Origin of the sequence: Streptomyces venezuelae, assembly GCF_008642375.1 — a bacterium.
GTDB lineage: Bacteria > Actinomycetota > Actinomycetes > Streptomycetales > Streptomycetaceae > Streptomyces > Streptomyces venezuelae_G.
Genome location: NZ_CP029194.1, coordinates 4114991 through 4139157, shown reverse-complemented (window position 1 = coordinate 4139157; position 24167 = coordinate 4114991). Strand labels below are relative to the sequence as shown.

16 protein-coding genes and 5 tRNA genes are annotated in these 24167 nt (G+C 71.0%); 12 read left to right on the top strand and 9 right to left on the bottom strand.

From position 1 onward, the window contains the following. Nucleotides 1-8 precede the first annotated feature (8 nt). Together purF and purM are read left to right on the top strand one after the other, a co-directional pair. Complete coding sequence (gene purF, locus DEJ46_RS18805) at nucleotides 9-1535, top strand: amidophosphoribosyltransferase (protein WP_150267959.1); 1527 nt, start codon at nucleotides 9-11, stop codon at nucleotides 1533-1535. A gap of 44 nt (nucleotides 1536-1579) precedes the next feature. Beyond that, the gene (gene purM / locus DEJ46_RS18800) at nucleotides 1580-2659 is read left to right on the top strand and encodes a phosphoribosylformylglycinamidine cyclo-ligase (protein ID WP_150267957.1); all 1080 of its coding nucleotides are present in this window, start codon (nucleotides 1580-1582) and stop codon (nucleotides 2657-2659) included. A 160-nt stretch (nucleotides 2660-2819) separates the two neighbouring features. On the opposite strand, the gene DEJ46_RS18795 is transcribed toward purM, so the two are convergent. Together DEJ46_RS18795 and DEJ46_RS18790 are read right to left on the bottom strand one after the other, a co-directional pair. Further along, nucleotides 2820-3068, bottom strand: coding sequence for a DUF3073 domain-containing protein (locus DEJ46_RS18795; protein WP_150267955.1), 249 nt, complete (start codon nucleotides 3066-3068; stop codon nucleotides 2820-2822). A gap of 334 nt (nucleotides 3069-3402) precedes the next feature. Continuing rightward, nucleotides 3403-4503: a Leu/Phe/Val dehydrogenase gene (locus DEJ46_RS18790; protein ID WP_150267954.1), complete on the bottom strand. Its 1101-nt coding sequence runs from the start codon at nucleotides 4501-4503 to the stop codon at nucleotides 3403-3405. Nucleotides 4504-4681: 178 nt separating this feature from the next. On the opposite strand from DEJ46_RS18790, the gene DEJ46_RS18785 reads away from it, so the two are divergent. Together DEJ46_RS18785 and bldC are read left to right on the top strand one after the other, a co-directional pair. After that, nucleotides 4682-5551, top strand: coding sequence for a hypothetical protein (locus DEJ46_RS18785; protein ID WP_150267952.1), 870 nt, complete (start codon nucleotides 4682-4684; stop codon nucleotides 5549-5551). A gap of 587 nt (nucleotides 5552-6138) precedes the next feature. Continuing rightward, complete coding sequence (gene bldC, locus DEJ46_RS18780; RefSeq protein ID WP_003949541.1) at nucleotides 6139-6345, top strand: developmental transcriptional regulator BldC; 207 nt, start codon at nucleotides 6139-6141, stop codon at nucleotides 6343-6345. A 330-nt stretch (nucleotides 6346-6675) separates the two neighbouring features. Here bldC and DEJ46_RS18775 read toward each other — a convergent pair whose 3' ends face one another. The 3 genes from DEJ46_RS18775 to hrpA form a co-directional block, all read right to left on the bottom strand. Next, nucleotides 6676-6867, bottom strand: a complete 192-nt coding sequence (locus DEJ46_RS18775; protein WP_150267950.1) for a DUF6274 family protein — start codon at nucleotides 6865-6867, stop codon at nucleotides 6676-6678. 123 nt (nucleotides 6868-6990) lie between these two features. Further along, nucleotides 6991-7064 (bottom strand) — tRNA-Asp (locus DEJ46_RS18770). Between the two features lie 79 nt (nucleotides 7065-7143). Further along, nucleotides 7144-11118: an ATP-dependent RNA helicase HrpA gene (gene hrpA / locus DEJ46_RS18765; protein WP_150267948.1), complete on the bottom strand. Its 3975-nt coding sequence runs from the start codon at nucleotides 11116-11118 to the stop codon at nucleotides 7144-7146. 103 nt (nucleotides 11119-11221) lie between these two features. Between hrpA and DEJ46_RS18760 the strand changes: the two genes are divergently transcribed. The 3 genes from DEJ46_RS18760 (at nucleotide 11222) to DEJ46_RS18750 (ending at nucleotide 13252) form a co-directional block, all read left to right on the top strand. After that, nucleotides 11222-11614, top strand: coding sequence for a hypothetical protein (locus DEJ46_RS18760; protein ID WP_150267946.1), 393 nt, complete (start codon nucleotides 11222-11224; stop codon nucleotides 11612-11614). Nucleotides 11615-11681: 67 nt separating this feature from the next. Further along, a complete protein-coding gene (locus DEJ46_RS18755) occupies nucleotides 11682-12413 on the top strand; it encodes a DsbA family protein (RefSeq protein WP_150267944.1) in 732 nt (243 codons plus the stop codon). Continuing rightward, nucleotides 12410-13252 (top strand): cytochrome c biogenesis CcdA family protein, encoded by an 843-nt coding sequence (locus DEJ46_RS18750; RefSeq protein ID WP_150267942.1) that lies wholly within the window; start codon nucleotides 12410-12412, stop codon nucleotides 13250-13252. The genes DEJ46_RS18755 and DEJ46_RS18750 overlap by 4 nt, the downstream gene beginning before the upstream one ends. 113 nt (nucleotides 13253-13365) lie before the next feature. On the opposite strand, the gene DEJ46_RS18745 is transcribed toward DEJ46_RS18750, so the two are convergent. The 3 genes from DEJ46_RS18745 to DEJ46_RS18735 all read right to left on the bottom strand — a co-directional run bounded on the left by DEJ46_RS18745 (nucleotide 13366) and on the right by DEJ46_RS18735 (nucleotide 13646). Beyond that, nucleotides 13366-13439 (bottom strand) — tRNA-Phe (locus DEJ46_RS18745). Nucleotides 13440-13461: 22 nt separating this feature from the next. Then, nucleotides 13462-13535 (bottom strand) — tRNA-Asp (locus tag DEJ46_RS18740). Between the two features lie 38 nt (nucleotides 13536-13573). Further along, nucleotides 13574-13646 (bottom strand) — tRNA-Glu (locus DEJ46_RS18735). Between the two features lie 127 nt (nucleotides 13647-13773). Here DEJ46_RS18735 and DEJ46_RS18730 point away from each other — a divergent pair. The 5 genes from DEJ46_RS18730 to DEJ46_RS18710 all read left to right on the top strand — a co-directional run bounded on the left by DEJ46_RS18730 (nucleotide 13774) and on the right by DEJ46_RS18710 (nucleotide 20982). Continuing rightward, nucleotides 13774-14124: a metallopeptidase family protein gene (locus DEJ46_RS18730; protein ID WP_055642303.1), complete on the top strand. Its 351-nt coding sequence runs from the start codon at nucleotides 13774-13776 to the stop codon at nucleotides 14122-14124. A gap of 118 nt (nucleotides 14125-14242) precedes the next feature. Further along, nucleotides 14243-14995, top strand: coding sequence for a hypothetical protein (locus DEJ46_RS39195; RefSeq protein ID WP_190622742.1), 753 nt, complete (start codon nucleotides 14243-14245; stop codon nucleotides 14993-14995). A 198-nt stretch (nucleotides 14996-15193) separates the two neighbouring features. Continuing rightward, nucleotides 15194-17536: a DEAD/DEAH box helicase gene (locus DEJ46_RS18720; RefSeq protein ID WP_150267941.1), complete on the top strand. Its 2343-nt coding sequence runs from the start codon at nucleotides 15194-15196 to the stop codon at nucleotides 17534-17536. Between the two features lie 171 nt (nucleotides 17537-17707). Continuing rightward, nucleotides 17708-20803 (top strand): FG-GAP-like repeat-containing protein, encoded by a 3096-nt coding sequence (locus tag DEJ46_RS18715; protein WP_150267939.1) that lies wholly within the window; start codon nucleotides 17708-17710, stop codon nucleotides 20801-20803. Between the two features lie 106 nt (nucleotides 20804-20909). Continuing rightward, nucleotides 20910-20982 (top strand) — tRNA-Lys (locus tag DEJ46_RS18710). Between the two features lie 72 nt (nucleotides 20983-21054). Here the strand turns inward: DEJ46_RS18710 and DEJ46_RS18705 are convergent. Further along, on the bottom strand, nucleotides 21055-24048 hold the full coding sequence (locus DEJ46_RS18705) for a glycine--tRNA ligase (protein ID WP_150267937.1): 2994 nt from the start codon (nucleotides 24046-24048) through the stop codon (nucleotides 21055-21057). Nucleotides 24049-24167: the final 119 nt, after the last annotated feature.

Here is a 24167-nt window from a genome sequence, read left to right as displayed (position 1 = left end):
TCGGAAACGTGCCACGTGGTGACGGTCGACTCAATCACGACTTGCTCCCCGGAGAGAAAGGCCCCCAGGACGCTTGTGGCGTCTTCGGTGTCTGGGCTCCGGGTGAAGAGGTCGCAAAGCTCACGTACTTCGGGCTCTACGCCCTCCAGCATCGGGGCCAGGAATCCGCGGGTATCGCGGTTAGCAACGGCTCCCAGATCCTCGTCTTCAAGGACATGGGCCTCGTGTCCCAGGTCTTCGACGAGACCTCTCTCGGCTCCCTCCAAGGTCATATCGCGGTCGGTCACGCCCGCTACTCGACCACCGGGGCGTCCGTGTGGGAGAACGCGCAGCCGACGTTCAGGGCGACCGCCCACGGCTCGATCGCGCTCGGCCACAACGGCAACCTGGTGAACACGGCGCAGCTCGCCGAGATGGTCGCCGACCTTCCCAAGAAGGAAGGCCGCTCGACCCGGGTGGCCGCGACCAACGACACAGACCTGCTCACCGCGCTCCTCGCGGCCCAGGTCGACGAGGACGGCACGCCGCTCACCATCGAGCAGGCCGCCGCGAAGGTCCTCCCCGACGTCCGGGGCGCCTTCTCCCTCGTCTTCATGGACGAGCACACGCTCTACGCGGCCCGTGACCCGCAGGGCATCCGCCCGCTGGTCCTCGGCCGTCTCGAGCGCGGCTGGGTCGTCGCCTCCGAGTCCGCCGCCCTCGACATCTGCGGCGCCAGCTATGTCCGCGAGGTCGAGCCGGGCGAGATGATCGCGATCGACGAGAACGGCATCCGTACCTCGCGATTCGCGGAAGCGAAGCCCAAGGGCTGTGTCTTCGAGTACGTGTACCTGGCTCGCCCCGACACCGACATCGCCGGGCGGAACGTCTACCTCTCCCGTGTGGAGATGGGCCGCCGCCTCGCGAAGGAGGCGCCCGTCGAGGCCGACCTGGTCATAGCGACTCCGGAGTCGGGCACCCCGGCCGCCATCGGCTACGCCGAGGCCTCGGGCATCCCCTTCGGCGCGGGCCTGGTGAAGAACGCCTACGTCGGGCGCACCTTCATCCAGCCCTCCCAGACCATCCGGCAGCTCGGCATCCGGCTGAAGCTGAACCCGCTCAAGGAAGTCATCAAGGGCAAGCGCCTGGTGGTCGTCGACGACTCGATCGTCCGCGGCAACACCCAGCGCGCGCTCGTCCGGATGCTCCGCGAGGCCGGCGCGGCCGAGATCCACATCCGGATCTCCTCGCCGCCGGTGAAATGGCCCTGCTTCTTCGGCATCGACTTCGCCACCCGCGCGGAGCTGATCGCCAACGGCATGTCGATCGACGAGATCGGCAAGTCGCTCGGGGCGGATTCGCTCTCGTACATCTCCCTGGAGGGGATGATCGAGGCGACCACCATCCAGAAGCCGAACCTCTGCCGTGCCTGCTTCGACGGCGAGTACCCGATGGAGCTCCCGGACCCCGAGCTCCTCGGCAAGCAGCTCCTGGAGACCGAGCTGGCCGCGGGACCGGCCGCGACCGCGGCCTCCGACGCCCTGCGCCGCCCGTAAGACCCCGCTGCACACCCCGCAGTACGACACGAAAGTTCTTCAGCATGTCTGAGTCCACCAGTGCCGGAAGCGGCGCCAGCTACGCGAGCGCGGGCGTCGACATCGAGGCGGGCGACCGCGCCGTCGAGCTCATGAAGGAGTGGGTGAAGAAGACCCAGCGCCCCGAGGTCCTCGGCGGCCTCGGCGGTTTCGCCGGTCTCTTCGACGCCTCCGCCCTCAAGCGCTACGAGCGTCCGCTGCTCGCCTCGGCGACCGACGGCGTCGGCACGAAGGTCGACATCGCCCGCCAGATGGGCGTGTACGACACGATCGGCCACGACCTGGTCGCGATGGTCATGGACGACATCGTCGTCTGCGGCGCCGAGCCGCTCTTCATGACCGACTACATCTGCGTCGGCAAGGTCCACCCCGAGCGGGTCGCCGCCATCGTCAAGGGCATCGCCGAGGGCTGCGTCCTCGCCGGCTGCGCCCTCGTCGGCGGCGAGACGGCGGAGCACCCGGGCCTCCTCGGCCCGGACGACTTCGACGTCGCCGGCGCCGGCACGGGTGTCGTGGAGTACGACCGGCTGCTCGGCGCCGATCGCATCCGTACGGGGGACGCGGTCATCGCCATGGCCTCCTCGGGTCTTCACTCCAACGGGTACTCGCTCGTCCGGCACGTGGTCTTCGACCGCGCCGGGATGACCCTCGACCAGCAGGTCGAGGAGCTCGGCCGGACGCTCGGCGAGGAGCTCCTGGAGCCCACCAAGATCTACTCGCTGGACTGCCTGGCCCTCACCCGGACCACGGACGTCCACGCGTACAGCCACATCACCGGTGGCGGTCTCGCCGCCAACCTGGCCCGGGTGATCCCGGACGGCCTGCACGCCACGGTCGACCGTTCCACCTGGACCCCGGGCGCGATCTTCGACCTGGTCGGCAAGGCCGGTCAGGTGGAGCGCCTGGAGCTGGAGAAGACGCTGAACATGGGCGTCGGCATGATGGCCGTCGTGCCGGCCGACTCCGTGGACGTGGCCCTGACGACCCTCGCGGACCGCGGGGTCGAGGCCTGGGTCGCGGGCGAGATCACCGAGCGCGGCGCGCACACGACCGGCGCGGAGCTGGTCGGGGACTACGCGAAGTAGGAAGGCCGCCCAGCGGGCAGGCCTACGGCGACGGCCCGGCAGTACCCCTCAGGGGTGCCGCCGGGCCGTTCGCGTGGACCGTCCCGCTCCGTCCGTACGGAGCGGGACAGCACAGAAACCCGGCCGGGTGTACCGGACCGGGTTTCGGTGATTCAGAAGGTCAAGCGCGACGCGGGGACGACGGACCGGACTCGTCGTCCTCGTCCTCGTCGTCGTTGTAGAGATCCGCGTACTGCGCGTACGGGTCGTCTTCCTCGTCGTCGTCCTCGAACGGCTCGCCATTCGGCGGCTGGTTCGAAGTCGAAGCGCCCAGCTCATTGGCCAGACGCGACAGGTCAGTCCCGCCGCTGCTGTACTTCAGCTGGCGGGCGACCTTGGTCTGCTTGGCCTTTGCCCGGCCGCGCCCCATGGCTCGACCCCCTCGGTGACGGGGCTCGATGGCCCCAGAGTCTTGACACGCGTTCATGATTCGGAACGGACTCTCGACAGAGAGACCGGCCCGTAGGGCTTCAACGGTACCTGTTTCCTCGGGTCTACGGTACGCCGTGCGCATCACATACCTCGGTACAGAACCTTCGAGGCGCCCTTTCCTCGCTGGTCAATCGCGATTTTAACCTCTTCTTGAGGGTCGACCCGCCGAGGGGGGTGAGGGATGTCTCTCCGGTGTCCCTCCGGAGCCTCCCGGTATCCCCCGCGACGGGTCGAACCTGCGTGCGACCAGGTCGCACGGGCGGGGCGGGTGATCAGCCCCGGCGGGCCTCCGCCATGCGCTGCTCGGCGATCCGGTCGGCGGCGGCGGCCGGCGGAATCCCGTCCGCCTTCGCACGTGCGAATATGGCCAGCGTGGTGTCGAAGATCTTCGTGGCCTTCGCCTTGCAGCGGTCGAAGTCGAAGCCGTGCAGCTCGTCGGCGACCTGGATCACGCCACCGGCGTTGACCACGTAGTCGGGCGCGTAGAGGATCCCGCGGTCCGACAGGTCCTTCTCGACACCGGGGTGCGCGAGCTGGTTGTTGGCCGCGCCGCAGACGATCTTCGCGGTGAGGACGGGCACGGTCTCGTCGTTCAGGGCGCCGCCGAGCGCGCACGGCGCGTAGACGTCCAGGCCCTCGACGCGGATCAGCGCGTCGGTGTCGGCGACGACGGTGACCTGCGGGTGCTTGTCGGTGATCCGGCGGACCGACTCCTCGCGCACGTCGGTGATGACGACCTCGGCGCCGTCCTCCAGGAGGTGCTCGACGAGGTAGTGGCCGACCTTGCCGACGCCCGCGACGCCGACCTTGCGGCCGCGCAGGGTCGGGTCGCCCCACAGGGTCTGCGCGGAGGCGCGCATGCCCTGGAAGACGCCGAAGGCGGTGAGGACCGAGGAGTCGCCGGCGCCGCCGTTCTCGGGGGAGCGGCCGGTGGTCCACCGGTTCTCGCGGGCGACGACGTCCATGTCGGCGACGTAGGTGCCGACGTCGCAGGCCGTGACGTAGCGGCCGCCGAGGGACGCCACCATGCGCCCGTAGGCGAGCAGCAGCTCGTCCGTCTTGATCTTCTCCGGGTCCCCGATGATGACGGCCTTGCCGCCGCCGTGGTCGAGGCCGGCCATGGCGTTCTTGTACGACATGCCGCGCGAGAGGTTGAGCGCGTCGGCGATCGCCTCGGCCTCGGTGGCGTACGGGTAGAAGCGGGTTCCGCCGAGGGCCGGGCCCAGGGCGGTGGAGTGGATGGCGATGACGGCCTTGAGGCCGGTGGCGCGGTCCTGGCAGAGCACGACTTGCTCGTGGCCACCCTGCTCCGAGTGGAACAGGGTGTGCAGCACGTCTGCGGGAACGACAGGAACGCCGGTCACATCGGTCACGGTGGTGACTCCCAAGTACGAAGCGGCGGTTGGGGCGGCCCTCCCTATGGGTGGGGGAGGACCAGTTCGGCAAGAGAGTAAGTCCTACCTGTGCGTAGATCGGCAGCAGTGCTCAGGATCACCCTCTGTACTCCGGGATCATCCCCTCCCGGGGTACCTCCGTGGAAGGATTCGCGGCATGTCGGTCGCCTCCTCGGTCCTCGTCCCTTACGCGTCCTATCTGCGGGTGTACGAGCCGCTGGCCGCGTTTCCGGAGCCGGAGCGGAGCCACTGGGCGCGGTACGCGCGGCGGCCGCGCACCCCGGGGGCGCAGGAGGAGCTGCGGCGCTCGCTCGCCGATCTGCTGGCGACGCCCCCGGTGGCCGTGCCGGTCCAGGAGAGCGGTGAGGCCTTCGTCGCACATCTGGACGGGGTGGTGGTGATCTGCCCGTGGCGGACCCGGCTGCGGAGCTGGCTGGCCGTCGAGGAGCTGGTGGCCGACGGCTACCCGGGGCCGGTGCTGGACGCGATGCTGCCGCCGGTCGTGCGGTCCCGGATCGCCGGCGACTACGAGCGGTGGCTGAGCGGGAACCCGGACGCGCGGCCGTGGATCCGCACGGCGGTCTGGCAGGTGCCGCTGCGCTGGTTCGCGCTCTTCGGCGACGAGGACCGGCTGTACGAGCCGGGGGTGCCCGCCGTCGAGGGAGGCGCGGAGCAGGGCCGGCCGCCGGTGCTGCGCTACCGGACGACGATGGCGCAGGCGCGGCGGCGGCTGGCGCGGGCGCTGCGGGCCCTGCGGGAGTCGATCGAGGAGGGCCCGATGACGGAGGGCCTGGTCGATGTGGGCCGGTGGCTGGAGGAGTTTCATCCGCGGGCGCTCGTGGAGCTGGACTTCGGGGGTCTTGTGCACGCGGTCGCGGAGGAGTGGCTGGCGGCGGAGCGGTCGGCGGCGGAGATGGCGGAGGGGATCGCTGCGCTGCGGGCGGGGGACGGCGAGCGGGCCAGTGAGGTGTACGGCCGGCTGGCGGAGCGCTGGCGGGTCGTCAGGGACCTGCGGGGCGCGAACTGACATCAGTCGGGCATCTTCGTCAGGTCGCCATCGACAAGACATGTCCGGCTGGGGTAAATGATCTTCAAGCATCCGGACCCCTCGGCTCCGGGTGCCTCTCGGCGCGCTCTCCGCGCCGGGGTCTTTCGGCACGTGGGTGACGAGGACGTTGGTCCCGATCCGGGCCTTTGGCTCAAGCGTGACGGACAGCACTTAACGCACCCTTGCGTCCATCACCCACCCTCGTGCCAAAATAGGACAAGGAGTCCGGGGAGGGTTCCTTCCGTCCAAGTTTGGGCGGAACGCTCAGCATTGCACTCTATGGGGGGTCTGAGGACTCCTGATCGCCCTGTGACTGATCGTCACAGGCGCGTGACTGTCCGTTATGGCATGGTCCATCGACTTCCGCCGCTGATGAACACCTGCGAGGGCAATTCCATCGGTTTGGCCGACGTGGCTGGACGGATGGTGTAGTTGTAGTGCCGAGGACAAGCCGTTCGTCCTATAACCGACTCGACCCGCTTCTGCCATTTCGGGCAACGCGGGTCAAGGTGCAGAATTTAGAGGAAAGAACCGAGATTGGTTCGGTTCTCCCGAGGAGGCCGCTCATGACCGCTCGCACCCCTGATGCCGAGCCGCTGCTGACCCCCGCCGAGGTTGCCACGATGTTCCGTGTGGACCCGAAGACGGTTACCCGTTGGGCGAAGGCGGGCAAGCTCACGTCCATCCGCACCCTGGGTGGGCACCGCCGTTACCGCGAGGCCGAGGTTCGCGCACTGCTCGCGGGTATTCCGCAGCAGCGCAGCGAGGCCTGAGGCTCGCTCAACACCCCGCAGCACCCCGTAACACCGGGCCTGTCCGGATCCCCCAATCCGGTCGCCCACCCCTAGTACTGCCGACGGATTCCTGCCCCAACAGGCCTTCGTCAACGATCGCGCTGGACTCCGCCGGGTCTGGCGCGATCTTTTTTGTGCCCGGCGCCACTCCGTGAGCGGTGGTGCAATTGCACATATTAAATCGGGCCGGTGTAGGAGAGGTGTAAGTGCAGGGGTTCCAGAAACTCTTTCGGTGACTCCCGTCACACCGGCGAAGTCTTGCCAATCACCAGCCTGCCACTTGCGGGAACGCTTCCAACCCGCCGTTGGTCATGGGTCGGTGGGACTTTCGTCCTCCTCGGGTCCCACGGGCTCCTCGGCATCGGGAAGCTCCATGACGAGCCGCAGGAGGCGATGGCAGACCACGCAGTGGCGTGTGACGTGTCCGTACCGGGAAGCGGCCGCCAGATGGGCACGCAGCAGCGCGTGCGTGTCGTGCCGTGCCGCTGACGCCGCAGCCATGCGCGACCACCTCCGGTGGGGGACCCGACTCCCTGAGTCCGGGGTACCGGCGGGCGCCCCGCGCCGTCAATACACGAGAACACGCCGAAGGCCCGCATCTCACGATGCGGGCCTTCGGTAAAGCGATCCTGACGGGACTTGAACCCGCGACCTCCACCTTGACAGGGTGGCGAGCTAACCAACTGCTCCACAGGACCTTGGCTGCGAGACAGACTGTACAGCAGGTCAGGGGGTGCGGTCGAACTCACCGGCGGCGGCCGCCCGGCAAGGCCGTCTCTACGGGGCGGCCGCGTCGATCGCCTTCACGATCCGCTTGTCCGAGACGGGGTACGCCGTGCCCAGCGCGTGCGCGAAGTAGCTCACCCGCAGCTCCTCGATCATCCAGCGGATGTCGGTCACCTCGGTCGGCACCGGGCGGCCCTTCGGGAGCTGTTCGAGCAGCCACGCGTACTCGTCGAGCATCTCGTGGACCTTCTCCATACGGGTGGTGTCCCGCTGGACGCCGGTCGCCATCTGCTGGAGCCGCCGGTCCACCGCCACCAGATAGCGCATCAGGTCCGGCAGCCGCTTCAGCCCCGTACGGGTGACGAAGCCCGCCGGCACCAGCCAGGCCAGCTGCTCGCGCACGTCCGTGAGGTTGTTGATCAGGGCCAGGCTGTTCGTGGACTTCAGCCGGCGCTGGCAGGCCTGCCAGGCCGCCAGGATCTGCTGGACCTGACCCACTGTCCGGACCGTCGTGTCCACGAGGTCCGCGCGGACCTTGTCGTACAGCTTCCGGAAGGACTCCTCGTCCCAGGCCGGGCCGCCGTGGTCGGCGATCAGCTTGTCGGCCGCGGCGGTGGCGCAGTCGTCGAAGAGGGCCTGTATCGAGCCGTGCGGGTTCGACGACAGGGCCAGCTTCTGCTGGTTGGTCAGCTTGTCCGAGGCGAACTTCGCCGGGTTCACCGGGATGTTCAGCATGATCAGCTTCCGGGTGCCCCGCCACATCGCCTGCGCCTGCTCGGCCTCCGTGTCGAAGAGCCGCACGGCCACGCTCTCGCCCTCGTCCACGAGCGCCGGGTACGCCTTGACCGGCTGGCCTCCCCGCTTGGTCTCGAAGACCTTCGTGAGGGCCCCGATCGTCCAGTCCTTGAGGCCCGTGCGCTCCAGGGAGGGCCCGGAGCCGTCCCGGCCGCCCGTGGCCGCCGCGGCGGCCTGCGAGAGGGCCTTGCGGGCCTTGGGGCGCAACTGGAGCCGCAGCGTCTCCAGGTCCTTGTCCTCGGCCAGCTTGCGGCGCCGCTCGTCGACGATCCGGAAGGTCACCTTGAGGTGCTCGGGGACCTTCGCCCAGTCGAAGTCCTCGGCCGTGACCGGGACGCCGACCATCCGCTGGAGCTCACGGGCGAGCGCGCCCGCCAGCGGCTCCTGCACGGGCACGACGGCGTCGAGGAAGCGGGTCGCGAAGTTCGGCGCAGGCACGTAGTGGCGGCGGATCGGCTTCGGCAGGGAGCGGATCAGCTCCGTGACGACCTCCGCGCGCAGCCCGGGGATCTGCCACTCGAAGCCCTCGTCCGTCACCTGGTTGAGCACCTGGAGCGGTACGTGGACGGTCACGCCGTCCGCGTCCGCGCCCGGCTCGAACTGGTACGTCACCCGGAACTTCAGCGGGCCCTGCCGCCACGAGTCCGGGTAGTCGTCCTTGGTGACCGCCCCCGCCTTCTCGTTGATGAGCATCTCGCGCTCGAAGTCGAGGAACTCCGGCTCCTCGTGACGCTTGTGCTTCCACCAGGAGTCGAAGTGGGCTCCGGACACGACGTGTTCGGGGACGCGCTTGTCGTAGAAGTCGAAGAGCGTCTCGTCGTCGACGAGGATGTCCCGGCGGCGGGCCCGGTGCTCCAGCTCCTCGACCTCGGTGAGCAGCTTGCGGTTGTCGGCGAAGAACTTGTGGTGGGTACGCCAATCGCCCTCGACCAGGGCGTTCCGGATGAACAGGTCGCGGGAGACCTCCGGGTCGATCCGGCCGTAGTTCACCTTGCGGTCGGCGACGATCGGCACGCCGTACAGCGTCACCTTCTCGAAGGCCATCACGGCCGCCTGGTCCTTCTCCCAGTGCGGCTCGCTGTACGTCTTCTTCACCAGGTGCTGGGCGAGCGGCTCGATCCACTCGGGCTCGATCCGGGCGTTGACCCGGGCCCAGAGCCGCGAGGTCTCGACCAGCTCGGCCGACATGACGAACCGCGGGGGCTTCTTGAAGAGCGCGGAACCGGGGAAGATCGCGAACTTGGCGTTCCGCGCGCCCAGGTACTCGCCCCGGCCGCCCTCGCGGCGGGAGCCGTCCTTCGCCCCGTCCTTGGACTCCTTCACGTCCTTCAGACCGACGTGGGAGAGCAGGCCGGAGAGGAGCGAGACGTGCACGGACTGCTCCGGCGCGTCCTCCTCGTTCAGATGGATGCCCATCTGCTTGGCGACCGTCCGCAGCTGCGCGTAGATGTCCTGCCACTCGCGGATGCGCAGGAAGTTCAGGTACTCCTGCTTGCACATCCGGCGGAAGGAGCTGGAACCGCGCTCCTTCTGCTGCTCGCGGACGTACCGCCAGAGGTTGAGGAAGGCGAGGAAGTCGCTCGTCTCGTCCTTGAAGCGGGCGTGCTGCTGGTCGGCCTGCGCCTGCTTCTCGGACGGCCGCTCGCGCGGGTCCTGGATGGAGAGCGCCGCCGCGATCACCATGACCTCGCGGACGCAGCCGTTCTTGTCGGCCTCCAGCACCATCCGGGCGAGCCGGGGGTCCACGGGCAGCTGCGACAGCTTCCGGCCCTGCTGCGTGAGCCGCTTCTTCGGGTCCTTCTCGTTCGGGTCGATCGCCCCGAGCTCCTGGAGGAGCTGCACGCCGTCCCGGATGTTGCGGTGGTCCGGCGGGTCGATGAAGGGGAACTTCTCGATGTCGCCGAGGCCGGCGGCGGTCATCTGGAGGATGACGGAGGCCAGGTTCGTACGGAGGATCTCGGCGTCCGTGAACTCCGGACGGGTCAGGAAGTCGTCCTCCGAGTACAGCCGGATGCAGATGCCGTCGGACGTACGGCCGCAGCGGCCCTTGCGCTGGTTGGCGCTGGCCTGGCTGACCGCCTCGATCGGCAGGCGCTGGACCTTGGTGCGGTGCGAGTAGCGGGAGATGCGGGCGGTGCCCGGATCGATCACGTACTTGATGCCGGGGACGGTCAGGGAGGTCTCGGCGACGTTCGTCGCGAGCACGATCCGGCGGCCGGAGTGGGCCTGGAAGACGCGGTGCTGCTCGGCGTGCGACAGGCGGGCGTAGAGCGGGAGGATCTCGGTGTTGAAGAGCTTCTTCTTGAGCAGCGCGTCCGCCGTGTCGCGGATCTCGCGCTCGCCGGAGAGGAAGACCAGGACGTCGCCCGGTCCTTCCTTCTGCAGCTCGTCGACGGCGTCGCAGATCGCGGTGATCTGGTCCCGGTCGGACTCCTCGGAGTCCTCCTCCAGGAGCGGCCGGTAGCGGACCTCGACCGGATACGTACGGCCGCTGACCTCGACGATCGGGGCGTCGCCGAAGTGGCGGGAGAAGCGCTCCGGGTCGATCGTCGCGGAGGTGATCACGACCTTGAGGTCGGGGCGCTTCGGCAGCAGCTGGGCCAGATAGCCGAGCAGGAAGTCGATGTTGAGGGACCGCTCGTGGGCCTCGTCGATGATGATCGTGTCGTAGGCGCGCAGCTCGCGGTCCGTCTGGATCTCGGCGAGCAGGATGCCGTCCGTCATCAGCTTCACGAAGGTCGCGTCCGGGTTCACCTGGTCGGTGAAGCGGACCTTCCAGCCGACGGCCTCGCCCAGCGGGGTCCGCAGCTCCTCGGCCACGCGCTCGGCGACCGTGCGGGCGGCGATCCGGCGGGGCTGCGTGTGCCCGATCATGCCCCGGACGCCCCGGCCGAGCTCCATGCAGATCTTCGGGATCTGGGTCGTCTTGCCCGACCCCGTCTCACCGGCGACGATCACGACCTGGTGGTCGCGTATCGCCTCCAGGATCTCGTCCTTCTTCTGCGAGACGGGCAGCTGCTCGGGGTACGTGATCGCGGGCACGCGGGCGGCGCGCCCGTCGACGCGCTCCTTGGCCTTGGCCGCCTCGGCGGCGATCTCGTCCAGGACGGCCTCACGGGCCTCGGGCTTACGGATGCGGCGGGCGCCTTCGAGACGACGGCCGAGCCGGTGGGAGTCCCGCAGCGAGACCTCGGCCAGGACGGACTGGAGGGCGGCGAAGGAAGTAGACATACGGATCCCAGGATCGCACCTGCGGCCGAGAAGCGGCGAACCGATTTCCGGGTGGGGGGTGCGTACTATTTCGGGCACGTCGACCGGACCCGAGAGGTATCGCATGTTCCGCACCACCCGCGCCCTGGCGGCCTTCGCCGCGCTGGCGGGGCTGGTGCTGGGCCTGCTGGTGTGCGGGACGGCGGCGAGCGCTTCCTCCGCGACGAGCGCGTCCCCGGCCCTGAGTACGGCTCCGGCCCTGAGCGCTGCCCCCGTCCTGGGCGCCGTCGTGCCGGGCTGCGATCCGGGTCACGCCGCCGACGCCGGGGCCTCGGGCCCCGTCGTACCGCCGCGCCCCGGCGGCTTCGCGGAGCTGCTGCCCGCCCTGGCCGCCGACCGCACGCCGTCCCCGGCCCGGCACGGGGAGCCGGACGGGCGGGGGACCGCGCCGGGACGGGAGCCGCCCGAGCGCGTGGCGCCGTCACCTGTGGAGCTGTCGACCCTGATGAGGGTGTAGACGGACGGCGCACTCCGCGCCGTCCCTCGCCTTCCCCTTCTCTCTCCCTCCTCAGGAGCGCTTCCGCATGTCCAAGTCCAAGCCGATCGTGATCGTCTCCGGGGTGGCGGCCGCCGCCGTACTGCTCGGCGTCGTCTCGTACACCGCCACCGCGCCGTCCTCCGGCGGCGGCGCGGGCGGCTCGTCCGCCGTCGCCGAGGTCTCCGCCGACCCGTCCGCCGGCGTCTACCCCGAGCTGGAGGCGTACGCCCGCCGCGACGCCTCCGACAAGCTCGCCCTGGGCCGGGCCGACGCGCCCGTCGTCCTCATCGAGTACGCCGATTTCAAGTGCGGCTACTGCGGGAAGTTCGCCCGGGACACGGAGCCGGTCCTCGTGAAGAAGTACGTGGACAAGGGCGTCCTGCGCATCGAGTGGCGGAACTTCCCGATCTTCGGCGAGGAGTCGGAGGCCGTCGCCCGCGCCTCCTGGGCGGCCGGGCAGCAGGGCCGGTTCTGGGAGTTCCACCGGGCCGCGTACGCCGAGGGGGCCAAGGAGAAGGGCTTCGGGAAGGACCGGCTCGCGGCCCTCGCGAAGGAGGCCGGCGTCCCCGACGCGGCCCGGTTCGCGAAGGACGCCGACGGGACGGCGGCCCGTGCGGCGGTCAAGAAGGACCAGGAGCAGGGGTACTCGCTCGGCGCCACCTCCACCCCGTCCTTCCTGATCAACGGCCGACCGATCGCGGGCGCGCAGCCCCTGGAGACCTTCACCGAGGCCATCGAGGCGGCGGCGAAGAGCGCCGCCGCGAAGGACAAGCGGTGACCTCCGGCATCGGGTACTTCGCCGCGTTCCTCGGCGGCCTGCTCGCCCTCCTCAGCCCGTGCAGCGCCCTGCTCCTGCCCGCCTTCTTCGCGTACTCGATCGACACGCGCGCGAAGCTGGTGGCCAGGACCGGCATCCTCTACGCGGGCCTGGCCACCACCCTCGTCCCGCTGGGCGCGGCCGGTTCCTTCGCGGGCCGGTTCTTCTACGGCAACCGCGACCTCCTGGTGACCGTCGGCGGCTGGCTGATCGTCGCGCTCGGCGTCGCCCAGCTCCTCGGCCTGGGCTTCGCCTCCCGCCGCATCGCCGAGGCGAGCGGCCGGATCAGGCCCACCTCGGCGCTCTCCGTCTACGCCCTCGGCCTGGTCTACGGCCTCGCGGGCTTCTGCGCGGGCCCGATCCTGGGCAGCGTCCTGACGGTGGCGGCGCTGAGCGGCAGCCCGGCCTACGGCGGGCTGCTCCTCGCCGTGTACGCGCTGGGCATGGCGGTCCCGCTCTTCGTCCTCGCGCTGCTCTGGGAGCGGTACGACCTGGGCCGGCGGCGCTGGCTGCGCGGCCGGCCGCTCCGGGTCGGCCCCCTCACGCTCCACTCGACCTCGGTCCTCTCGGGCCTGTTCTTCATCGCCCTCGGCACGCTCTTCCTGGTCTTCGACGGGACGACCGCGCTGCCGGGGCTGCTCTCGGTGGACGAGTCGTTCGCGGTGGAGGAGCGGGTGGCCGAGCTGGGGCGCGCGGTGCCGGACTGGGCGCTGCTCGTCGCGGTGGTGGCCGTGGTGGCGGTGGCACTCGCGCTGCGGGGCCGCCGGGGGAGCCGTACGCGGGAGCGCGAGGAGGCGTGACCGTACGCGGGGAAGGGGCGCGGGCCCCTTCCCCGTACCGCCCTCCTTCTTCCTTTCTGTTTCACGTGGAACGAAGAAGGGCCCCGTTCTTTCGAACGGGGCCCTTCTCTTTGTGGCTGGGGCCGGGGTCGAACCGGCGACCTATCGCTTTTCAGGCGATCGCTCGTACCAACTGAGCTACCCAGCCACGAGACTGTTTCCAGCCTCAGCGATCCTGACGGGACTTGAACCCGCGACCTCCACCTTGACAGGGTGGCGAGCTAACCAACTGCTCCACAGGACCTTGCAATGTGCGAGACAAGTCTCGCACACGGTAATGCGTACCCCCAACGGGATTCGAACCCGTGCTACCGCCTTGAAAGGGCGGCGTCCTGGGCCACTAGACGATGAGGGCTAAGGGCCCGCCGGGGCGCTTCGCAGCGCGTCGGGGACGTGAGAAGCATATGGGATGTCGGCCGGGATCGCCAAAACGGTTTCCGCCGACCCCCGGCGAGTCCCCCTGACGGGGGGACAATGGGCGCGTGCTGGAGATGACGCGCGAGGAGTTCGAGGAACTTGTCGCCGAGGCCCTGGACCGGATTCCACCGGAACTCGCCCGGCTGATGGACAACGTCGCGGTGTTCGTGGAGGACGAGCCCGCCCCGGACGATCCCGAGCTGCTCGGGCTGTACGAGGGGACGCCGCTGACCGAGCGCGGTGAGTGGTACGCCGGGGTGCTGCCGGACCGGATCACGATCTACCGGGGGCCGACGCTGCGGATGTGCGAGTCGCGGGAGGACGTGGTCGCGGAGACCGAGATCACGGTGGTGCACGAGATCGCCCACCACTTCGGCATCGACGACGAGCGGCTGCACGCGCTGGGCTACGGCTGAGCCGGGGCGTGTCCCTTGCGGCGTCAAGGGAGTTGGGCAGGGTGACGCGTTCCTTCCCTGCCTGTTGTGTCCTGGAGGTGCCCCCGTGCGCCATTTGCCCACCCGTTTGCCCGCCCGCGTGCGATGGGTCGCCGCGGCGCTGGCCGTCGCGGCCTGCGCCGGTCTGAGCGGCTGTATGAGTGTGAGTGACGAGGGGGCGAAGCCGGCGCCCGGCGCGTCCGGGGGGAAGCGCGGTGTGGCGGCCGAGGCCGCCGCGGGCGGCGGGCTCCAGGACGGCGGTGGCGGCTCCTGGAACGGCAGCTCGGAGAAGGGCGGGCCCGAGGCGGACGGCGGCGGGAAGTCCCCGGTGCCGAGCGGTTCGCCGACGGGCTCCGCGAAGCCTTCGCCGGGCGCGTCGCTGCCCTCGACGGGCCCTGCCGGCATCGATGGCGCCACGAAGCCCGGGGGCGCGGGGGGCGGAGCCGGTGGCGCCGCCGCGGGCGGCGGTCAGGGCTCGGGCGGGGGCCCTGTCGACGGCGGGAGCGGTGGGAACGGCGGGAGCGGCGGCAGCGGGGGCGGTGCGGGCAGTGGCGGGAGCGGGGGCAGCGGCGGCGGGGACGGCGGCGCGGGGAGTGGTGACAACGGCGGCGGGGCCGGTGGCCCGGGGGGCGGCGGGGTGACGCCGACGCCGGAGCCGACGCCGAACCCGACCGAGCCTCCGACGCCGGAGCCGACCCCGGAGCCCACTCCGGAGCCGACGCCGGAGCCGACCTCGAATCCGACCGATCCGCCGACCCCGGGACCCGAGACCCAGCTGGGTGCGATGCGGGCTGCGGACGGGCCGGGAGCGCCTTCGGAGCCGTCCGCATCACCGCAGGTCGGGCCGGTGTGACGTAGTCCGGTTTGCCATAGGTGGGGGAGGGTGCGTATGGTGGTAGATCGTTTGATCCCATTGCCCGGCGCCGACACAGAAGAGCGCCGTGTGGCGCGTACTCTCCCTAGCCGTGGCTGACCGCATTGAGGCGGTCGATTTGCGAATTCACGGAGTTGACGGGCGCGTGCCGAGACTCCGGAAGGTTTCGCATTTCGCATGTCCATTTTCAGTTCTGACCACGCCGTCATGCCCGAGAACGACGAGATCGTCGAGGCCGTAGAGGCCACCGAGACCGTCGAGGCGGCCGTCATCGAGGCCGACGACATCATCGACGCCGTCGACACCGACGACATCGACACCGACGCGGACGACTCCGTCGAGGAGCCCGCCGAGCCCACCATCACCTTCGGCGACCTCGGTCTGCCCGAGGGCGTCGTGCGCAAGCTCGCGCAGAACGGCGTGACGACCCCCTTCCCGATCCAGGCGGCGACCATCCCGGACGCCCTGGCCGGCAAGGACATCCTCGGCCGTGGCCGTACCGGCTCCGGCAAGACCCTCTCCTTCGGTCTCCCGCTGCTCGCCGGCCTGGCCGACGGTCACACCGAGAAGAAGAAGCCCCGCGGCATCATCCTCACGCCGACGCGTGAGCTCGCGATGCAGGTCGCGGACGCCCTCCAGCCGTACGGCGACGTGCTCGGCCTCAAGATGAAGGTCGTCTGCGGCGGTACGTCGATGGGCAACCAGATCTACGCCCTGGAGCGCGGCGTCGACGTCCTCGTCGCCACCCCGGGCCGTCTGCGCGACATCATCAACCGCGGCGCCTGCTCCCTGGAGCAGGTCAAGATCGCCGTCCTCGACGAGGCCGACCAGATGGCCGACCTGGGCTTCCTGCCCGAGGTCACCGAGCTGCTCGACCAGATCCCCGGCGGCGGCCAGCGCATGCTCTTCTCCGCCACCATGGAGAACGAGATCGGCACCCTGGTCAAGCGCTACCTGACCGACCCCGTCACGCACGAGGTCGACAGCGCGCAGGGCAACGTCACGACCATGACCCACCACGTCCTCGTCGTGAAGCCGAAGGACAAGGCCCCGGTCACCGCGGCGATCGCCGCCCGCAAGGGCCGCACGATCATCTTCGTCCGCACCCAGCTGGGCGCCGACCGCATCGCCGAGCAGCTCTGCGACTCCGGCGTGAAGGCCGACGCGCTGCACGGCGGCATGACGCAGGGCGCCCGTACCCGCGTCCTGGAAGACTTCAAGAAGGGTTACGTCAACGCCCTCGTGGCGACCGACGTCGCCGCCCGAGGCATCCACGTCGACGGCATCGACCTGGTCCTCAACGTGGACCCGGCCGGCGACCACAAGGACTACCTGCACCGCTCGGGCCGTACCGCCCGTGCCGGCCGCTCCGGTGTCGTGGTCTCCCTGGCCCTGCCGCACCAGCGCCGTCAGATCTTCCGCCTGATGGAGGACGCGGGCGTCGACGCCTCGCGCCACCTCGTCGGCGGTGCCGGCGCCTTCGACCCCGAGGTCGCCGAGATCACCGGCGCCCGTTCGCTGACCGAGGTCCAGGCCGACTCCGCGAACAACTCGGCCAAGCAGGCCGAGCGCGAGGTCGTCGACCTGACCAAGCAGCTGGAGCGCCTCCAGCGCCGTGCGGTCGAGCTCCGCGAGGAGGCCGACCGTCTGGTGGCCCGCGCCGCCCGTGAGCGTGGCGAGGACCCCGAGGCCGCTGTCGCCGAGGTGACCGAGGCCGCCGAGGCCGAGGTCGCGGCTGCCGCCGTCGAGGCCGAGCGCGCTGCCGCTCGCGCCGAGGAGCAGCGTCGTGAGGAGCGCCCGGCGTTCCGCGACGAGCGCGGCAACTACGAGCGCCGTGACCGTGGCGGCGACCGCGGTGGCGACCGTGGCGGCTTCCGCCGCGACGACCGCCCGTCCGGTGGCTTCCGTCGTGACAACGACCGTCCGTCCGGCGGCTTCCGTCGCGACGACCGTCCGTCGGGTGGCTTCAACCGTGACGACCGCGGTGGCGACCGTGGCGGCTTCCGTCGCGACAACGACCGTCCGTCCTCCGGTGGTTTCCGTCGTGACGACCGTCCGTCGGGCGGCTTCAACCGTGACGACCGTGGCGGCCGTTCTTTCGAGCGTCGTGACAACGACCGTCCGTCCGGCGGCTTCCGTCGCGACGACCGTCCGTCGGGTGGCTTCAACCGTGACGACCGCGGTGGCGACCGTGGCGGCTTCCGTCGCGACAACGACCGTCCGTCCTCCGGTGGTTTCCGCCGTGACGACCGTCCGTCGGGCGGCTTCAACCGTGACGACCGTGGCGGCCGCTCCTTCGAGCGTCGTGACAACGACCGTCCGGTCGGCGGCCACCGCGGCAGCGACCGTCCGTTCAACCGCGACCGTCGTGACGACCGTCCCGCCGGCGGCTTCCGCTCCGGTGGCGGCGACCGCCCGTTCGGCCGCCGTGACGACCACCGTGGCACCGGTTCGACCGGTTCGACCGGCGGCTCCTTCGGCCGTCGCGACGACAAGCCGCGCTGGAAGCGCAACGGCTGAGGTCGAGTGACCTGACACAGCAGGGCCCGTACGAGCACTTCGGTGCTGGTACGGGCCCTGTCCCGTCGCACCGACCCGTATCGCCCTCTCGGACCGCTGTTCGACCGGATACGCTCAGCCGATCATCAGGTTGCCCCGGGGAGGGACCTCTCTTTGTCTCGTTTCGCACGCGTGCGGCGCCCCCGCGCGCGTATCGCCGTCCTCGCCACCACGCTCCTCGCCTCGGCCGTCGGCCTCTCGCCCGCCGTGGTGGCCGAGGCGTCGCCGATCGTCGGCGTCGACCAGCTCGACATCGCGCCGAACTGGCGGGCCGTGCCCCGGCAGGTGACCGTCACCGCGGCCGGCCCCACGGGCTACGTGCACGAGACGGAGGACCCCGACCATCCCGACGGGCAGCTGGAGTGGACGGACCTCACCGACCCCGCGAAGAGCGTGCCGCTGGGATACGGGACGTCGGCGGCCATGCCGTTCGCCGAGTCCGGCACCGGCGGGCGCCACCTGTACGTCGAGCGCGGCATCGGCGTCCACGCCGTCCGCGACCTGGAGTCCGGCACCGAGCAGTCGTTCGACATGCCGGAAAACGCGAGCTACCGAGGGCTGCTCGGCTCCACGCTGCTCTTCCAGCAGCGCGCCTCCGCCGAGGGCTCCTCCACGACCACCGGCTACTACCTGGTGAGCGCCGCCGACCCGAACGGGGCCCGCACGCCCGTCACCGGCTGGCCCGAGGGCGCCTACCTGGACACGGCGCCGCTCGTGGCCGGCGACGACTCCGTCGCCGTGCTCCGCTTCGGCCGCTCCGGCGAACCGGCCGCGTACGGCTACTCCGACCTCGGCGTGGTCGACCTGCGCACCGGGCAGATGACCGTGATCCCGGCCCCCACCCCGACCGGGACCGCCCTCTTCGCGCCGGTCGCCGTGAGCCCCGAGCGGATCGCCTGGATCGACAAGAACCGCACCGTGCACGTGCGGCAGCGTGCGGCCCTGACCGGCGCCGAGCAGACGATCACCCTCCCCGAGGGCCTGAGCACCGCCCGTGTCGCCCTCGTCGGCGACTGGGTCCTCGCCCTGGGCGAGGCCTCCGGAGCCGACGCCTCCCTGAAGCGGCGGCTCGTCGCGCTGCACCCCGACGGGCGGACGAAGACGCTCCTGGAGAAGGCCGAGGCGGAGCTCACCCAGATCGCGGGCGGGGGTGCCGCCGTCGTCGGCGGTACGTCCTCCTCCGACTGGTCCGCCTTCAAGGCCGTCCCGGCGAAGGACGGCGGCGCGCCGCTCCTGGAGAAGCTGAGCCGTGTGGAGCCGCTGCCCGCCGAGGTGCGCTCGCTCGCCCTCGGCGCGGGCCGGCTCTCCACGCTGGAGTCGGACACCAGGATGGGCAGCGGCTTCTACGGACGGACGCCACTGCCGGTGGGGCCGGTGCACACCGGTCATCCGCAGCCGGTGTGGGCGGGCGCCGAGACGAAGCGGCTGAAGACCAGCACGCCGCTCCTCGACAGCGGTGACGGCCGTACGGTCTATCTGGCCCAGGACGATTTCAAGCCGTGGGAGGTCACCTCCCGTACGTCCGACGGCCAGGTGCGCCGGGTGTCCACCGGTGAGACGGACGGAAAAATCGTCGACGTCTTCGGCAAGCGGGCGGTCTTCCAGGGCCGCGGCAAGACGATCGTCGTGGATCTCGACGCGCAGAGCGTCGTCAGCAACAAGGTGTCCGCGGCGCCGGTGGCCCTCTGGGGCGACACCCTGTACGCGGGCACGGCCACGGCGGGCGAGGTGGCGCGGACCGACCTGGCCACCGGCGGTCAGCTCGGCAAGGTCACGACCGGGACGGCGTGCGTCCCGACGGAGCTCCAGGCTTCCGCGGGTCGCTGGCTGTACTGGTCGTGCGGGCGGACCCAGCAGGGAGTGGTCGACCTCAGGACGAACACGAAGCTGAGGTTGGCTCCGGAGATGTCCGCCGACACCCTGCTGGGCGACGGCTACGTCGTCGACCGGGACCCCGACGCGTACCTCCGGCTCACCGATCTCACCAAGGTCACCAACGGCAAGCCCGCGGTGCGCAGGCTCGTCGACTCCGAGCCCGTGCGCGGCTCCCGCCGCGAGTACTGGACCGTCGACCGCTTCGGCGGGGCCGTCGCCTACAAGGACCGCGAGCACCTCGTCCACGTGGTGTGGCCCGGCGTCCCCACCTCCAGCCTCACCGCCGCCTCGTCGAAGGTGCCGGCGAGCATGCGGATCCAGGACGGCTGGAAGGCGTACTGGACGCTGTCCAAGCCCTCGTCGTACTGGCAGCTGACGGTGCGCGACCTCTCCGGGAACCCGGTCCGTGCCTACGGGGGCGGCGAGACCCGGAGCCGTATCGACGTCTCCTGGGACGGCAGGACGGCGGCGGGGAAGCCCGTCACGAACGGCCGGTACACCTGGCACCTCCAGGCGAACACGGCGGACGGGCAGGGCAGCGACCTGTCGCTGACCGGCCCGGTCACGGTCTCCGGCGGCCAGCCGTCCTGGCGCGACATGGCCGGGAACGACACGCAGGGCGACCTCCTGGTGATGGACACGACCGGGCTCGTGTCGATGTACAAGGGCACCGGGTACAGCGGTCTGTCGGCGCGGATCGCGGGCACCGGGGCGAAGTTCCCGACGGCGTCCGTCCTGGTGCCGTTCGGCGACGTGAACGCCGACGGGTGCGCGGACGTGCTCGTGCGGGTCGGGGACCAGCTGCGGGCCTACCGGCCCGGGTGCGGGAAGGTCGTCTCGGCGTCCTCGCCGTACACGTCGATCGGCTCGGGCTGGGGTCAGTACGACGTCCTGACGTCCCCCGGCGACGCGAACGGTGACGGGTTCACCGATCTGATCGCGCGCCAGACGTCGACGGGCGACATGTACTTCTACGCCGGTACGGCCGACCACCGCGTGAAGCCCCGCGTCCGGATCGGCACCAACTGGAAGCTGTACAAGAAGGTCGTCGGTGCCGGAGACCTCAACGGCGACGGGCGCGGCGACCTCCTGGGCGTGGACGCGGCGGGCGTGCTGTGGCGGTACTACGCCACGACGACCGGCGGCGTGACCGCGCGGGTGCGCGTCGGCAGCGGCTGGGGCGTCTACACCTCGCTGGTGGGGGTGGGCGACATCTCCGGCGACGGCTGCGCGGACCTGGTCGCCCGGGACACGTCGGGCCGGCTCTACGACTACGACGGCACCTGCCGCGGCCCGTACGGCTCGCGCATCCTGATCGGCGGCGGCTGGAACGCCTTCAGGAGCCTCCACTGACCTGACGGATGTCCGAGGGGAGGCGCGGCGCGTGCCGCGCCTCTGTCGGATACCCGATCGGTTCCGGGGGGCTCTCGGGCTATGCTGCTCGGGTGTGCTTGTGCACGGGCCGTTAGCTCAATTGGCAGAGCAGTGGACTTTTAATCCATTGGTTGTGGGTTCGAGTCCCACACGGCCTACCGAAGGCTTCACCGGAAGGGCCCCCGCCGACCTCGTGTCGGCGGGGGCCCTTCCGTTGGGGGCGCGTGGGCCTACAGGGCGCTCCAGTTCAGGACCGGGCGGGTCAGGGCGGCCACGTCGTCCAGGAGCGACAGGCGGGCGGCGCGGAGGGCGGGGTCGGGGTCCATGACCAGGACGTCGTCGAAGAAGGCGTCGACCGCGGCGACCAGCGGGGCGGAGGCCTCGGTCAGGGCGTCGAGGTCGTCCTCACGGCCGGTCAGGGACGCGCGGACGGCTTCGGCGGCCTGGGCGAGGCGGAGTTCGGCGGGCGCGGTCAGGAGGGACTGGTCCCCCGGGGCCACGTCCTTCGGGAGGATACGGAGCACCCGCTGGAGCGCGGCCGTCAGGTCGGCGAACGCGGTCGTGGCGATGTGGCGCTCCAGCGCGGCCAGCGTGCGGTCGCCCTGGGCGGGGCGGTCGGCCCACGGCAGGACGGCCTGGACGAGGCGGTGCTCGTGGCCCGCGTCCGCGAGCTGCTGCTCGTAGCGGCGGGTGATCAGCTCGGCCGCCTCGGCGAGCCGCTCGGCGGGCACCTCGACGCCTTGGGCGGCGTAGCGGTCGGCCGCCGCGCGCAGTCCGTCGCTGACCCGCAGGCCGGCGACGGAGGGCACGCTGCGGAGGACGTTGAGGAGGCCGATGGCGGCCCTGCGCACCCCGTACGGGTCGGAGCTGCCCGTCGGCGCGGCGCCGATCACGAACATGCCCGTCACCAGGTCGAAGCGGTCGGCGAGCGACAGGACGACACCCGCGTCGCCGGCCGGCAGGGCGCCGCCCGAGGAGCGCGGCAGCTCCATCTCGGCCAGGGCGCGCGCGACCCGCGCGGGCTCGCCGGCGCGCAGCGCGTACTCCTCGGCCATCACACCGGCCAGGCTCGAGAACTCGACGACCATCTGCGACGCCAGGTCGAACTTGGCCAGTTCACCGGCCCGGCGCACGGTGTCGGCCGTCTCCGGCGCGAGGCCCGTACGTCCGGCCAGGTGGGCGGCGAGGGCGGCGATGCGCTCGGCGCGGTCGGCGACCGTGCCGAGCCGCTCCTCGAAGGTCAGCTTGTCGAGCCGGCCGCGGAACTCCTCCGGGGCGACCTTCAGGTCGGCGCGCCAGAAGAAGGCGGCGTCCTCGTAACGGGCCCGCAGGACCGCCTCGTTGCCGGCCCGCACCACGTCCTCGTCGCAGGTGCCGTTGGCGAAGGTGAGGAAGTGCGGCAGGAGGCGGCCGTCGCCGCCGAGCACCGGCAGATAGCGCTGGTGCTTGCGCATCACGGTCGTCAGGATGCTCGGCGGCAGGTCGAGGTAGCCCTCGTCGAAGGAGCCGAGGACCGGGCGCGGGTACTCCACGATGTCGGTGATCTCGTCGATCAGTGCGGCCTCGCCGGTCACGTCGACCACGCCGCCGACCTCCGCCGCCGACGCGTGGGCGCCGCGCACCACCGTGTCGCGCCGGGCCTCCCGGTCGAGCAGGATGCCGTGCTCCGCGAGGAAGCCGGCATAGCCCTCGGCGGACGTCACCGGGACGACCGGCTCGGGGGCCGTGCGGTGGACGCGGGTCGTGGTGCCCGACGCGAGCGAGGACACGGCGACCGGCAGGGGCGTGTCGCCGAGGAGGGCGAGCAGCCAGCGGACCGGCCGGGAGAACGACAGGGACGGGTCGTTCCACCGCATGTTGCGGCCCGCGCGGAGCTCGGAGACGACCTCGGCGAGGAGCTCGCTGAGCACCTCGACGGCCGTGCGGCCGGGCGCCTCGCGGGTCAGCCCGATGTAGTCGACGCCGTCGACGTCGAGGATCTCCAGCTCCGCCGGGTCGACGCCCTGGCCGCGGGCGAAGCCGAGCAGGGCGGGGGTGGGGGCGCCGTCCCGGTAGGCGGCGGCGGCCTTGGGACCGCGCACGGTCCTGACGGTGTCCGGCTCCTGCGGCTCGACGCTCTCGACCGTCACCACGACCCGGCGCGGTGTGGCCATGGCGGTGACCGGGCCGTGCGTCAGCCGGGTGGCGGCGAGCTTGGCGGTGATCGCCTCGCGTACCGCGTCGGTCGTCGCGCGGACGTCGGCGTACGGCAGCTCCTCCACACCGATCTCGAACAGCAGCGTCTCGGTGCCGGGCACGGTGGGCAGCTCGGCCCGGACGGCCGGGGCCGGGGCGGCGGCCGTGCCGAGGGGGTGCTCAAGCGCGGCGCGGCGCTGCCCCCACAGCTTGGCCGACTCGTGGGTGAGCCCGCGCATCAGCGAGAAGGCCTTGGCGCGCTCGGTGGTGCTGAGCGCGCCGCGCGCGTCGAGCACGTTGAAGGTGTGGCTGCACTTGAGCACGTAGGTGTACGCGGGGATGGGCAGCTCCAGGTCGAGCATGCGCCGCGCCTCGGAGGCGTACGCCTCGAAGAGCCCGTGGTGGGTCCCGACGTCGGCGTCGTCGAGGTGGTGGCGGCTCATCTCGTACTCGTTCTGCCCGAACACCTCGCCGTAGGTGATGCCCGGCGCGTAGGCGATGTCCTTGAAGTGGGACACGCCCTGGAGGTTCATCAGGATGCGTTCGAGGCCGTACGTGATCTCCACGGAGACGGGGGAGAGGGTGACCCCGCCGACCTGCTGGAAGTACGTGAACTGGGTGATCTCCATGCCGTCCAGCCAGACCTCCCAGCCGAGTCCCCAGGCGCCGAGCGCCGGGGAGGCCCAGTTGTCCTCGACGAAGCGCACGTCGTGGGCGTCGAGGTCGATGCCGAGGGCCTGGAGGCTGCCCAGGTACAGCTCCTGCGGGTTGCCCGGGTCGGGCTTGAGGATGACCTGGAACTGGGTGTGCATCTGGAGCCGGTTCGGGTTCTCGCCGTAGCGCGAGTCGTCGGGCCGGACGCTCGGCTCGACGTAGGCGACGCTCCAGGGCTCGGGACCGATCACGCGCAGCGCCGTGGAGGGGTTGGCGGTGCCGGCTCCCACCTCCGTGTTCAGCGGCTGCGTGATCATGCAACCGTTGTCGCTCCAGTACTCCTGCAGGGTGAGGATGGCGTCCTGCATGGTCAGCGCTGTCCGGCCGTTGTTCATGGTGATCGAATCGCCTGCTTTCCCGGGTCGGTTCCCGAGCAGTCAAGCTACGGGAGAAGCGGCCTCGGCCTCGGGGGATTTTGCGGGGCCCGGGAGTGCGGGACGGGGGGCGCGGCCGC

Coding starts and splice junctions, on each gene's coding strand:
- DEJ46_RS18795 (WP_150267955.1), bottom strand. CDS start 3,068: ATGGGGCGCGGCCGGGCAAAGGCCAAGCAGACCAAGGTCGCCCGCCAG.
- hrpA (WP_150267948.1), bottom strand. CDS start 11,118: ATGTCTACTTCCTTCGCCGCCCTCCAGTCCGTCCTGGCCGAGGTCTCG.
- DEJ46_RS18760 (WP_150267946.1), top strand. CDS start 11,222: ATGTTCCGCACCACCCGCGCCCTGGCGGCCTTCGCCGCGCTGGCGGGG.
- purM (WP_150267957.1), top strand. CDS start 1,580: ATGTCTGAGTCCACCAGTGCCGGAAGCGGCGCCAGCTACGCGAGCGCG.
- DEJ46_RS18755 (WP_150267944.1), top strand. CDS start 11,682: ATGTCCAAGTCCAAGCCGATCGTGATCGTCTCCGGGGTGGCGGCCGCC.
- bldC (WP_003949541.1), top strand. CDS start 6,139: ATGACCGCTCGCACCCCTGATGCCGAGCCGCTGCTGACCCCCGCCGAG.
- DEJ46_RS18720 (WP_150267941.1), top strand. CDS start 15,194: ATGTCCATTTTCAGTTCTGACCACGCCGTCATGCCCGAGAACGACGAG.
- DEJ46_RS18785 (WP_150267952.1), top strand. CDS start 4,682: ATGTCGGTCGCCTCCTCGGTCCTCGTCCCTTACGCGTCCTATCTGCGG.
- DEJ46_RS18705 (WP_150267937.1), bottom strand. CDS start 24,048: ATGAACAACGGCCGGACAGCGCTGACCATGCAGGACGCCATCCTCACC.
- DEJ46_RS18775 (WP_150267950.1), bottom strand. CDS start 6,867: ATGGCTGCGGCGTCAGCGGCACGGCACGACACGCACGCGCTGCTGCGT.